This is a genomic window from Rouxiella sp. T17 (assembly GCF_036663475.1).
Lineage (GTDB): Bacteria > Pseudomonadota > Gammaproteobacteria > Enterobacterales > Enterobacteriaceae > Rouxiella.
In genome coordinates, this window is the sequence record NZ_JAWUEA010000007.1 from 56,726 (window position 1) to 69,288 (window position 12,563).

General features: G+C 54.6%; 12 protein-coding genes. 3 read left to right on the plus strand and 9 right to left on the minus strand.

All coding sequences use genetic code 11. The features are described 5' to 3' along the window. The first annotated feature begins 491 nt into the window (after window positions 1-491). Window positions 492-1,301: a bifunctional DNA-formamidopyrimidine glycosylase/DNA-(apurinic or apyrimidinic site) lyase gene (gene mutM, locus SC206_RS01560; RefSeq protein WP_332733501.1), complete on the plus strand. Its 810-nt coding sequence runs from the start codon at window positions 492-494 to the stop codon at window positions 1,299-1,301. Window positions 1,302-1,342: 41 nt separating this feature from the next. Here the strand turns inward: mutM and coaD are convergent, their stop codons facing one another. The 6 genes from coaD to rfaQ form a co-directional block, all read right to left on the minus strand. Next, window positions 1,343-1,828, minus strand: a complete 486-nt coding sequence (gene coaD / locus SC206_RS01565) for a pantetheine-phosphate adenylyltransferase (RefSeq protein WP_332733503.1) — start codon at window positions 1,826-1,828, stop codon at window positions 1,343-1,345. Beyond that, a complete protein-coding gene (locus tag SC206_RS01570; protein WP_332733505.1) occupies window positions 1,825-2,607 on the minus strand; it encodes a glycosyltransferase family 2 protein in 783 nt (260 codons plus the stop codon). The genes coaD and SC206_RS01570 overlap by 4 nt, the downstream gene beginning before the upstream one ends. A gap of 5 nt (window positions 2,608-2,612) precedes the next feature. Beyond that, entirely contained in the window at window positions 2,613-3,890 is a 1,278-nt protein-coding gene (gene waaA, locus SC206_RS01575) for a lipid IV(A) 3-deoxy-D-manno-octulosonic acid transferase (protein ID WP_332733507.1), read from the minus strand. Between the two features lie 64 nt (window positions 3,891-3,954). Next, on the minus strand, window positions 3,955-5,040 hold the full coding sequence (locus tag SC206_RS01580) for a glycosyltransferase (RefSeq protein WP_332733509.1): 1,086 nt from the start codon (window positions 5,038-5,040) through the stop codon (window positions 3,955-3,957). Further along, on the minus strand, window positions 5,040-6,167 hold the full coding sequence (locus SC206_RS01585; protein WP_332733511.1) for a glycosyltransferase family 4 protein: 1,128 nt from the start codon (window positions 6,165-6,167) through the stop codon (window positions 5,040-5,042). Before SC206_RS01585 ends, SC206_RS01580 begins: the two co-directional genes overlap by 1 nt. Further along, a complete protein-coding gene (gene rfaQ / locus SC206_RS01590; RefSeq protein ID WP_332733513.1) occupies window positions 6,164-7,243 on the minus strand; it encodes a putative lipopolysaccharide heptosyltransferase III in 1,080 nt (359 codons plus the stop codon). Before rfaQ ends, SC206_RS01585 begins: the two co-directional genes overlap by 4 nt. 226 nt (window positions 7,244-7,469) lie before the next feature. Here rfaQ and SC206_RS01595 point away from each other — a divergent pair, with 226 nt between their 5' ends. Beyond that, window positions 7,470-8,426: a polysaccharide deacetylase family protein gene (locus tag SC206_RS01595; RefSeq protein WP_332733515.1), complete on the plus strand. Its 957-nt coding sequence runs from the start codon at window positions 7,470-7,472 to the stop codon at window positions 8,424-8,426. A gap of 1 nt (window position 8,427) precedes the next feature. After that, window positions 8,428-9,543: a glycosyltransferase family 9 protein gene (locus tag SC206_RS01600; RefSeq protein WP_332733517.1), complete on the plus strand. Its 1,116-nt coding sequence runs from the start codon at window positions 8,428-8,430 to the stop codon at window positions 9,541-9,543. Here SC206_RS01600 and SC206_RS01605 read toward each other — a convergent pair. From SC206_RS01605 to rfaF, 3 genes are read right to left on the minus strand one after another with little or no spacing between them, the layout of a single operon-like run. Further along, window positions 9,540-10,442, minus strand: a complete 903-nt coding sequence (locus SC206_RS01605; protein WP_332733519.1) for a sugar glycosyltransferase — start codon at window positions 10,440-10,442, stop codon at window positions 9,540-9,542. The two genes, SC206_RS01600 and SC206_RS01605, sit on opposite strands and share 4 nt — an antisense overlap. Beyond that, window positions 10,426-11,448 carry a lipopolysaccharide heptosyltransferase RfaC gene (gene rfaC, locus SC206_RS01610; RefSeq protein ID WP_332733521.1) on the minus strand — a complete coding sequence of 341 codons (1,023 nt, stop codon included), beginning with the start codon at window positions 11,446-11,448 and terminating at the stop codon, window positions 10,426-10,428. The genes SC206_RS01605 and rfaC overlap by 17 nt, the downstream gene beginning before the upstream one ends. Continuing rightward, entirely contained in the window at window positions 11,436-12,542 is a 1,107-nt protein-coding gene (gene rfaF / locus SC206_RS01615) for an ADP-heptose--LPS heptosyltransferase RfaF (protein WP_332733523.1), read from the minus strand. Before rfaF ends, rfaC begins: the two co-directional genes overlap by 13 nt. Window positions 12,543-12,563 lie beyond the last annotated feature (21 nt).

The following is a 12,563-nucleotide window of genomic DNA, read 5'->3' on the forward strand; positions in this document are numbered from 1 at the left end:
GCGGATTAATAAAAACCCGGCTTCGGCTGGGTTTTTTTATATCTAAATTTCCCCGTCGTACTTGAAGCCGTGGCTGCGTTGCCTACGCTCACTCACCCTAGTCACTTACCTGTGTAAGCTCCTAGGGACTCGCTCACTTGCCGCCTTGTCACAACTCCAATTACTTTGGGGAACCTTCCTCTTCATACTTGAAGCTGTGGCTGCGTTAGCTACGCTCACTTGCCGCCTTGCCACAACTCCAATTACTTTGGGGAACCTTCCTCTTCGTACTTGAAGCTGTGACTACGTTGGCTGCGTTCACTCGCCCTAGTCACTTACCTGTGTAAGCTCCTAGGGACTCGTTCACTTGCCGCCTTGCCACAACTCCAATTACTTTGGGGAACCTTTGACTCTTTGAACCTTTGAACCTTTGAAGCTTTGAAGCTTTGAAGCTTGATGCTGTAGCTGCATTGGCTACACTATTCGCACGATTACAGGTTTAGGAACAATTGATGCCAGAATTACCAGAGGTTGAGACGAGCCGTCGGGGGATTGAACCCTATCTGGTCGGTCACACGATTATGCACGCCGTGGTGCGCAATGCGCGGCTGCGCTGGCCGGTTTCGCAGGAGATTATGGCGCTCAGCGATCAGGTGGTTATTAGCGTGCAGCGTCGCGCCAAGTATTTGCTGGTCGAGCTGAAAACGGGCTGGATTATTATTCATCTCGGCATGTCGGGCAGTCTGCGGGTGCTGGCGGAAGAGACGGAGCCTGCTAAACACGACCACGTGGATCTGGTGATGGATACCGGCTACGTGCTGCGTTATACCGATCCGCGTCGCTTTGGTGCCTGGCTGTGGAGTGAAGATCCGCAGGGCAGCAGCGTGCTGTCGCATCTTGGTCCCGAGCCGCTTAGCGAAGCGTTTAACGCCGATTATCTGCGCGAGAAATCGCTCAAGAAGAAATCGCCGATCAAGCCGTGGCTGATGGATAACAAGCTGGTGGTGGGTGTAGGTAATATTTATGCCAGCGAATCGCTGTTTGTGGCGGGAATTTCGCCCGACAGGCCGGCAAATTCGCTGACTCAGGAAGAGTACGCGCTGCTGGTGGAGACTATCAAGGCCGTGTTGCTGCGCTCAATCGAACAGGGTGGCACCACTTTGCGAGACTTTTTACAGTCCGATGGCAAACCGGGCTATTTTGCCCAGCAGCTGCAGGTTTATGGCCGCGCTGGCGAACCTTGCCGAGTGTGCGGAACGCCGATTGAAATCAGCAAGCACGCGCAACGCAGCACCTTCTTCTGCCGCAACTGCCAGCACTAATCGTTGATTTACAGCACTACCCTTTGATTTGTCTAGAGTAACTATTCGCTCGCGATGCGTTCAAGCAGCGCCTGCGTGATGTGAGCAGGCAGGAAAGGCGTGATATCTCCCCCGTGTCGCGCCACCTCTTTGACCAAAGAAGAGGAAATAAACGACCACTCCTTCGACGGCATCAGAAACACGCTTTCCAGCGTCGGCATTAAATGTCGATTCATGCTGGCGAGCTGGGTTTCGTATTCAAAATCAGACACCGCCCGCAGGCCGCGCACCAGCACGTTGGCGTGATGCTCTTTGGCGAAGTTTGCCATCAGCGAGCTAAAACCAATCACCTCGACGTTGGCGAGATGCGACGTTGCCTGCTTCGCCAGCGCCACGCGTTCATCCAGCGAAAACAGCGTTTTCTTATGCGGACTGGCGGCAATCGCCAGAATCACGGTCTCGAACATCAAGGACGCACGCGTCACTAAATCGAGGTGACCATTCGTTAGCGGGTCAAAAGTACCGGGATAGATTGCCTTGGTCGTCATAGTGGCTCGCTTTTTTGCATTGAGTGGCTGAATGCCCAGAGGGCGGCATATTTGTTGAACGTATACTGTGCGTTCACGCCTGCCAGAATCAATCCCTGTTTGCCGTCGAGAAAACCGGCGCGCAAGATCCAGGTTTTGAAAAACGCCCCTAAAGTGTGGCTGATAATCGAAAAGAAGCTGCAACGTTTGCCCTGCTGGTGGCGCTGTTTCGCCCAGGCTTCGGCATAATTTGTTTGCTTGCGCTGAAAGGCGAAGAAATCGCGACAGGTAAGATGCAGCAGGTCGCCTTTGAGGTCGACGATTTTCGCGCCGTCGGTTTTCAGCGATTCATGAACCAAATCATCGTTATAGCGATATTTATCAGCTTGATAGAGGCGATTGACGCGATCGGGATACCAACCGCTATGGCGCATAAAGCGCCCTAAAAACAGATTGCGACGGCCTAAACGATACACTGCGTTCTCTTCGGGCGCGTTCAGGCACTCTTCGATGGAGTGACGCAGCTCGGGCGTGACGCGCTCGTCGGCATCGATCATCAAAATGTAGTCGCCGCTGGCGTAGTCTTGCGCGCGCTGACGCTGCTTGCCGAATCCTTGCCAGTCGGTATGTTCAAAAACTTTTGCCCCGAGCTCGCGCGCCAGCGTCTGCGTGCCGTCGCTGCTGCCCGAATCGAGCAGCACAATTTCATCCGCCCAGTTAACCGAGGTGAGGCACTCTTCCAGCAGCGAGGCTTCGTTTTTGGCAATCAGCACCACGGACAGGCGTTTTTTGGCAGACATCAGATTTAGTGACTCCGGTGAGGAAGGTAAGGCTCCATCAGCTCGAGCAGGCGATGCAGCGCGCCCTGATTTTGACGCAGCACGTCTACCGCGTGACGACCGTAATACAATCGATAATCTTCATCGGTCAGCAGGGTGGCAATCTCTTTCACCAGCGACGCGCTGTCCGTGACGGTAATCAGTCCATCCGCCTGTGCCAGCTTGGCGCAGATATCTTTAAAGTTAATCGTGTGCGGACCCATTAACACCGGAATGGCGTGTGCAGCGGCTTCCAGCGGATTATGGCCGCCTCGTTCAACCAGACTGCCGCCCACAAACGCGATGTCGGCGATGCCGTAAAGCAGCATCAGTTCGCCCATGGTGTCGCCGATGACGACCTGCGTCTGAGCAGAAGGCACCTGGCCGCTGCTGCGCTGAATATAGGTCAGGCCCGCTTTCTGCGTGAGATCGCAAGCGACCGGGAAACGCTCCGGATGGCGCGGCACCAGAATCAGCAGCAGCGTCGGGAAGGTTTTCAGCAGCTCGCGATGTGCTTCAAGCAGCACGGCTTCTTCGCCATCGTGCGTGCTGGTGGCAATCCACACCTGACGGCGCGACGCCCACTGGCTGCGCAGCGTCAGGGCGCGCGCGGCCAATTCCGGCGTGACGGAAATATCGAATTTCAGGCTGCCGGTCACGGCAAGATGCGAACGTTTCAGGCCAAGAGAGATAAAGCGCTCGCCGTCTTCGACGTTTTGGGCGGCGATCAGGGTGATTTTTTGCATCACGCCCTGAATAAATTTGCCGAGCTTGCCGTAGCCTTTGGCCGAACGGGCAGAGAGGCGCGCGTTGGCAATCACCAGCGGAATTTCACGCTGATGCAGGGCGGTAATCAGATTTGGCCACAGCTCGGTTTCCATAATAATCACCAGCTTGGGGCGAACCTGATCGAGGAAACGTTCGATGGAACCGGGCAAATCGTATGGCAGATAAACGTGGCTGACATCTTTGCCAAAGGCAGAGACCGCGCGCTCGGAGCCGGTCGGCGTCATGGTGGTGACGGTGATCGGCAGAGAAGGGTAGCGATGACGCAGCGCGCGAACCAGAGGGACGGCCGCCAGCGTTTCACCGACAGACACGGAGTGCAACATAATGCCGTCCGGCACGACCTTACCTTTACAGAATCCATAGCGTTCGGCCCATCTTTTACGATAGAGCGGCGCTTTGCGACCCCGCATCCACAGGCGGATCCAGATCAGCGGCTGGATGAGGTAAAGAAGAACGGTATACAGCGTTTGTAACATAATATCCGTAAAATCTAAGGGTAAAGGCGGAATTCTAAATTTTAACCGCCGCCAATGCCATAAGTTATTTTAGTGCCAGCGCGGCATATTGCGCGCTGATGGCTTCTAAGCTGAAGTGCGTCAGCTTATTGGCGTCGATGTGCGGCGGATTCTGATAAATATCTTTTATCTTCTCTGCCAGCGCGGGCGCGTTAAGATCTGAAAGTCCGCGCGCCCACTCTTCGGTCAGGATTTCCGCCGGTCCGCCCGGACAACGGGTGCTGACGACCGGCGTGCCGAGCAGCAGCGCCTCGACCAGCACGTTGCCGAATCCTTCGCTGTCGGAACTCGAAATCAGCAGCGACGCGTGGCGAACAAACGGGTAAGGGTTAGATTGAAAACCTCTAAACAATACGCGATCGCCAACGCCCAGACTGACAGCCAGCGCCTTCAGCTTTTCGGTACGATCGGCCTTGCCTTGCCCCAGCAACACCAGCGGAGCCGTCACGCCGCTCAGGGCATAAGCCTCAATCAGCCGGTCATGACGTTTAGTTTCATGAAAACGACCGACGTGGATCAGATAAGGTGACGCAGGCAGTTCGCAAGGCTCGGCGGCGGCTTTCTGAATCGCCTCTATATCAAAGGGATTATAAATCACCTCGAGTTTTGCCGGTTTCAAGTCGAACTGCTCGCGAATATCTTCGCCCACCGCGCGCGACACCGCCACCACGTTACGCTGTTGATAAACCGCCTTGATTTTGCGTTTTTTCATCCAGCGATCAAAGCCCGTGCGATGGCCCAGATAGGAGGTTGAAAACATGCCGTGCAGGCAAAACCAGACTTTCTGGAAATCCAGCACGCGGCTTTTCGCCACAATACGGTCGGTTTTATGCAGATTCGATAACACCAAATCAAAGCGTTCCGTCGCCCTTAACGCTTTATCCAACTGGGCCGCGCGGCGCGAAATTTCAGTCAGTTTACGCCACGGCTTGCGATTCTCATCCTTAATAACCTGATAGTCCAACCCCTGCGGCAGCGCGTATTCACAGACGTCGCGCAGCGAAAATAGCGCGACCTGATGATTCTGCCGCAGCAGGCCCTCGGCCAGCGTCAGCACCACTTTTTCTGCGCCGCCGCCCGGTAAGCCATCGATTATAAAGAGAATTCGCATCAGCCCAGCAGCTCCTGATAGAGTGAAATGAGTTGTGAGGAGAGTTTTTGCGGCGTGCAGTCGAGAATAGTTTCCCGCGCCTTTTCGCCCTCAATCGAGCCCAACGCCTGCTTCGGCAGTGCCATCACCGCCGCTTCCAACGCCTTGATATCAAGCGCATCACAGACAAAACCGTTGCTGCCCTGCACGATAAATTCCGATCCGCCGCAGGTCGGCGTGGTGATTACCGGCAAACCGCAGGCCATCGCCTCAAGGATAACGTTCGGGAACGGATCATAAAGCGTTGGCAGCAGCAGCGCGTCGGCCATTTGATAAAACGCCAGCGTTGAGGTCTGCATCCCAAAAAAATGTACCCGATGGCTGCAACCGAGCGTGGCGCACAGCGCCTGATAACGTTTTTGGTCTTTATCTTTGCCGACGACCAGCAGGTGACGATCGGTGGGCGCGATAGCTCGAATCGCCGCCTCCAGCCCTTTGCGCTCGAAGCCGGATCCGACATAAATCAGGCAGGTAGCGGTCAGCGGAACCTGATGCTGCGCGCGCAAAGCCTGACGCTCGGCCTCGCTCGGCGGCAGAAAACGCTGGCTGTCTATGGCGTTATAAATGACGCGAATTTTATCGGCGGGCACGCCAAACTCGTTGATTATCTCCTGCTTGACCATCTCGGCGTTGCAGATAACCGCCTTGAGCTCCGGCGCGGCGTACATCTGCTGCTCGGCCTGCATCACATAGCGATGATAGCGATCGGCAAACAGCTGTTTACCTTTCCAGCTCGGCAAAATGCGGGCGCGCTGTTCCAGCCAGCGGCGATGCACGCCGTCGCCGGCGCGGAAGAGATCGCAGCCCGGAATACGCTCGTGGCTTTGCACCAAATCGAAATCTTCTTTCTGCCACAGGCTGCGCGCGGCGTTGGCAAATCCGCGTTCACGGCTGATGCGCCCGAGCTTCCACGGGTCGCAAATATGCACTTTCCAACCGGGTTTAACGTCGCCCTGCCATTGGCGGGTAATGACGTTGAGTTCAAGATTCTGATCGTCCAGCGCTTCAAGCGCGCGTGAGATAAAACGTTCGGCGCCGCCGTCGGGACGATATTTTTGACGCACCAGCGCCAGTCGAAAATGTTTCATGGAAGTAACCTTTCTGCCGCATCAATGACAGCCTGCGCGGGAATGGCATCAAGGTAGCGTTCTGAAGTGTGGGTGTCGATGTCGTCGGGATTGGGCAGCGGGCCAAAATCACCGGCCCAGATAACTTCGCCAATCGCCTGCCAAGGTGACCAAAAAGTCAGTTTGGACGGGCCGAACAGCGCCACCAGCGGCGTTTGCAGCGCGGCGGCCATGTGCATGGGCACGGAATCAACGCCGATAAAAAGTGCGGCGCGGTCGATGAGCGCGGCCAGCTGGCGCAATGTCAGCTTACCCGCCAGCGAAACGGTGCGGGCGTCTGGACACAGCGCGAGAATTTTGTCGACCATCTCCAGCTCGCGTTTATCCGGTCCGGCAGTGACCACAATCGGAAAACCCTTTGCCGACAGCGCGCGGAACGTTTCGGCCATTTTCTCTTCGGTCCAGCACTTAAAGAACCAGCGCGAGGTGGGCTGCACCACAATAAACGGCAATTTGACGTCGTGATCGTGCAGCAGCGCGGTCACTGCTGCGTCATCTTCGGGCGAATAACTCATGGTCGCCTGATTGGCGTGGGGCGCAAGATTTAACGGCGCGAGAATAGAGAGGTTTTGTTCAACCGTGTGCAGTTTGCCATGACCCTGCGTGCTGACCAGTTGGGTATGACACCAGCGCCAGATTTTGCCGCGTCGTTTGGCGAAATCCATGCCAAGACGCACGGGCGCGCCGGTCAGGCGGGTCACAATCGCGCTGCGCCACTGGTCGGCGAGGTTAATCACTAAATCATAGTGTCGATGCATTAACTGACGCGCCAGTTTTATCTCGTGGCTAACGTGCTTGCGCGCGCCCAGCTTTTTCCACTGCCGGTCGATAGTGAACAGCTTTGAAAGTGCGGGGTGGCTGACCAGCATGTCGCGCGTCTCGAGATACATCAGCATGTCGATTTCAGCGTCGGGAAATTGTTGATGTAACGTGTTGATAACGGGAGTAGTCAGCAGCATATCGCCGTGGTGACGGAGTTTGATAATAAGGATACGTCGCGGCTTGATAGGCATTTTTTGTGCTGAAACCTGAGTCATCGTTAATCACTATTTATGAATTTAGGCTACTGATTCTAATGGACCCCGAAGAATGTAGCTACTCCTCCAGACCGTTCTTGCTATAGGTTGAAAAATATCAAAGAATAGACAACAAATTTTATTTAACGTTGTCGAATCCACAGCGAATTAAAACCTTTTCAACAAGACGAGCCCCGTTCTCGTCACAACACGCTGAAAACGACCTGATGTTTTTACCGAGCAATTTATGACTAAACCCGCGTTTATTATCACAATCGATACCGAAGGCGACAACCTTTGGCAGAAGCACGACAGTATATCTACTGAAAATGCGCTCTACCTGCCACGTTTTCAGGCGCTGTGTGAAAAATATGGCTTCAAGCCGGTCTATCTGACCAACTATGAAATGGCCGTAGATACGCGCTATGTCGAGTTTGCCAAAGACGTTATTCGTCGCGATGCCGGTGAAATCGGGATGCATCTCCACGCCTGGTATAGCCCGCCCGACGCGCCCCTCACGGCGGACGATTGGCGCTTCAAGCCGTATTTGATTGAATATCCAGAAGATATTATTCGTGGCAAGGTCGACTACATGACCAAGTTGCTTGAAGATACCTTTGAAACAAAAATGCTGAGCCATCGCGCAGGCCGCTGGGCGTTTAACGAATATTACGCCTCACTGCTGCGCGAATATGGCTATCAGGTCGATTGTTCCGTCACGCCGCACGTGAATTGGGCATCTTCACCGGGCAATCCGGCCGGAAAAGGCGGCACCGATTATCGCCGTTTTCCTCAGCAAGCCTATTTCATGGATCCCGACGACATCAGCCGCGCCGGAAAATCGACGCTGCTGCAAGTGCCGATGAGCATTCATCTCAAACATTCAGCCTTTATGAACAGCGTGAAACAGGGTTACGACGCGCTGCGCGGCAAAAAGCGTTCGCCTTCGGTCAACTGGCTGCGTCCTCATGGTGGCAACGTCGAGAAGATGAAACGCGTGGCGGCTCAAAGCCTTGCGCAAGGTCACGATTATGTGGAGTTTATGCTTCACTCATCTGAATTTATGCCCGGCGGCAGCCCGACGTTTAAAGATGAACAAGAAATCGAGACGCTTTATCGTGATTTAGAGCAGTTATTTAGCTGGCTTAGCGAACGAACTGTCGGACTGACATTGGCTGAATATTATCAGCGGAAAGTGAAATAAGATGGCCAAGAAGTGGAAAACCGCCGCCGCAAACCTCTTTTTAAAGGGTTATACCCTGTTTGCCGGCCAGTTAAGACCTCGCGATTCGTTTGAATCGACGCGCATTTTTACCAGTATCGTTATCTATTCGACCACGGCGCTCGGGGATTTAATGTTTAATACGCCCGCCATCCGGGCAATCAAAAATCGTTATCCGCACGCGTTTATTACGCTGGTTTCCAGCCATAAAAACAAAGGATTGGTGGGTAAAAGCGCCTATTTCGATGACGTCGTATATTGGGACGAAAAGGTGCGCGACATCGGCGGCGTTATCAAGGCGCTGCGCAAAAACAAGCCCGAGCTGGCGATTATCCTTCACTCCAAGCCGCCTTATGATGTGATTAGCGCCGTGCTGGCGGGCTGCGAATACGTGGTGAAAGATGTCTACGGCGACAAGCCAAGTGGCATTGAGTCGTGGTTGGCTAATCGCAAGGAGCCTTACGACGGCCATCTGATTCAGCGAAAGCTCGATTTGGTGAAATTTCTGGGCGGCGACAACAGTAATAAAGAGATGTTTATTCCTGTCGATTTCCCTGCGATAGAGAAACAGCCGGGCAAAATCACGGTCGGTTTCCAGATGGGCGCATCGGAAAAGCTGCGTTGCTGGCCGGTGGAAAAATTTGTCGAGCTGGCGAAGTCGTTGCTGGCGAAAGGGCCGCAGTATGAAGTGGCGCTTATCGGCACCGGAAAAGAGCTGGGTCACGAGCAGGAATTTCTGCAAGCGTTAACCGAGAGCGAAAAGAGTCGGGTTATCAGTTACATCGCCAAAACCACGTTGCCTCAGCTGCTGGGCATTATGGATAACATGGACGTGCTGGTCACCGGCGATACTGGTCCGCTGCATTTGGCCGTCGCGCTGAAAACGCCAACGGTCAGCCTATTTGTTACCGCCGTGCCAAAATATACCGGCCCTTATCAAGACCCTGATTTGCATCAGATTATGTGGGTGCCGACCGACGTCGATAATCTGGACAAGGCCGTGCGTGAACAGCCGCTGTCGATTATTGGCGCTAATGAAGTTCAGGCAAGAATTGAAACTTTATTGCAGGGGCCCAATTTGCAGGGCCGAGTCGGCTAGATAAATACCTGATGGTAGGCGTTTTTCTCGAAAACATGCTGCGGCAGCGCGCTATCGGGTGACAGGTTAATTACCTGAATTTGATGCCTTTTCAACTGGCGACTGGCATGGGTAAACGCGGGAAGGATGAGATCCTCGAAACTTTCCGCCAGAAAGCTCGGCAGCTTGTTGCTTTCAGACTCATAAAATCTGGGCTGATTAAAATTATTCATGTCCAGACCTACGATATACAACGTATTGAACCCCAGGAAAGCGGCAATCTGTAGCGCCCAATAGGCGACGGTGCCAGCGTCGAAGACGCCGTGTCGGATGTCGGTGGTGAAACCGATGTCCGGACGGTTGTCGGCGAAGGAGGCGCAGCGCACGTTGGCATAGCGTTTACCTAATTCGGTCGCGGGAATTTTTGGCTGGAAAATCTTGAAAGCCGCGTCTTCAATCAGCGCCAGCGAGCATTTAATTTTCGCCAGCGATACGCGATCGACAATGCGGGCAATGCCGTGCGCGGTGGTAAACAGCGTGAGGTTCGGGTCAGAAACTATCTCGGCGACCATCTCCTGACGGCAGTCGAGAAAGCCCATGTCGACGATGACGTAAAACTTGAAATCAACCGCTTCATGCAGCGACCACGCGCCGTTTAGCCCCATCGAAGGACACGGCATGGGCCGTTTAAAGTTAATTTCTTTAACCGACGGACCCGTAGCGGTAAGCAGAATAGGGCCGCTAAAAGCACCCGCAAGAGAGGCCAGACTGACGATGGGAATTTCCTGCCCTCGAAAGTTCAGACTGATGATTTCGCCGCTAATGGCTCGCGAGATGCGCATGTAAGGCCACAAATTTTCATTGTGGCGATACGGCCGCTTGTGCGTATAGCGATAGAGTTGTTTAAAGAATGAACTCACGGCTTACCGACTCTTGTTCCAGCAATTGTTTTTGTTCCAATAAAAGTTTTTGTTCCAGTAAACGTTTCACCTGAGATGCGCCGATATCCGCCATTGCGTTACCTTTTTCAGGACGACACGTCGTCTGATTTTGACCATACCCGCCAATCAGGCCGGGATCGGTTGGACCATAAAGGGTGATATTCGGCCTGTCCAACGCGGCGGTAAGATGGCTTAGTCCGGTATCGACAGAGACTACGGCCTGCGCGCCAGCCAAAATTCCGGCGACTTTCTCGAGACTTAGCTTCGGTAATACATCGACGTTAGCGAAACCTTCGGCAAGACGCAGCGCGCGCTGGTATTCGTGATCGGCTCCCCAAGGCAGCTTGATCCGCAGCGGGCTGTCGGCCATTAAGCCAATCAGCTCGCGCCAGTGCTCCTCGGGCCAGTGTTTGTCGGCACGCGTGGTGGCGTGTAAAAACACCAGATAAGGGTAGACATCGGAAGGCTGCGTGGCAAGGAAACGCGACGCAATGGCGTAATCGCCCTGCGTGGCGGGCTTCTCGTAACCCAGACTCTTGGCAAACAGCTCGCGCGTGCGTTCTACAGCGTGCTGTTTTTTATCGATAAAGTGTTTTTTATCATAAAACCAGCAGGCGAACGGCTCACGGGCACTTTTGCTGTCCATGCCGTGCTTTTCGCCTTTTGCCACGCGAGTGACCAGCGCGGCGCTCTTCATTAACCCTTGCGCATCGATAATAAGGTCGTAGGTCCGCGATTGCAGCTCGCGTTTGAAATCGCAACGCTGCTGGCGGGTATCGGAACCAAACCAGTTTTTGCGCCAACGACGAATAGCAACGGGGATCACGCGGTCAACCGCTGGATGCCAGGTCGGGATCTGCGCGAAGCCTTCTTCGACCACCCAGTCAAATTTGATGCCCGGCAGGGCCTGCATGGCGTCGGTAAGCGCAGGCAGTGTATGTAAAACGTCTCCCATTGAAGAAGTTTTAACGATTAAGACCTGCATTCCGGCTCCTTTTGAGCGGCCAAGGTTTGAGCAGCTAGGGTTTGAGTCGCCAAGGTTTGAGCAGCTAAAAGTTGTTGTAGCTCACTGAATACCTGATTGGGTTGAATATCGATCAGGCTCTGATGATAACCCTCGGCGGCGTCGCCCTTACGGACCTTATGATAGCCGGTGATCAGACGGATAACCCGCGCCTGATGACTGAGCGGCGGTGTGAAATCGGGGCTGCTTGGGCCATACAGCGCGACCAGCGGCTTGTTAAGCGCAGCGGCAACGTGCATCAAACCGGAATCGTTGGTCACCACGGCGTCGCAGGCGGCAATCAAAACTACAGCCTGATCCAGCGACGTTTTGCCGGCAATATTCAGGCAGAATTCACGGGCTTCGACGGAGAGCGCCTGACGGATATCTTCGCCCGCCTCGTGGTCTTTTGCCGAACCGAACAGCGCAATCTGGTAGCCTGCTTCAATCAGCATCGCGGCCAGCGCGGCGTAATGATAATGCGGCCAGCGCTTGGCTGGTCCGAATTCTGCACCCGGACAGAAACCGATCAGCGGACGTTCGCCGGTCAGCGCAAACGAGGCGCTAACCGTGGTCATTTCAGTCTGCGTGACGGCGAGCTGCGGCCAGAGGATCGGCTGCGGCAGGTCGGCGGCAGAGCGAATGCGTGAAGCTTCATAGCCCAGCGCCGCGTAGCGCTGGACCATTAAAGGAAACGCGGCCTTGTCGAGCGTGCGGATGTCGTTAAGCAAACCATAACGCATCTCGCCACGCCAGCCCGTGCGTTTCGGCACGGAGGCAAAGAAAGGCACCAGCGCCGACTTGAAGGAGTTAGGCAGCACAAACGCCTGTTGATAGGCCTCTTTGCGCAGAGCAACGCCCAAACGGCGGCGTTCGCCCAGTTCGAGCGCACCGTGACCCAATGGCATCGCCAGAGCCTGATTGACCTCCGGCATCCTGTCGAGCAGAGGACGGCACCACGCGGGCGCCATCACATCAATCTCGGCGGCAGGATTATTGGCCTTGATCGTTCGGTACAAACTCTGCGACATCATCATGTCGCCAACCCACGACGGGCCGATCACCAGCGTTTTCATCGCGCTTACTTATTCCCTTAA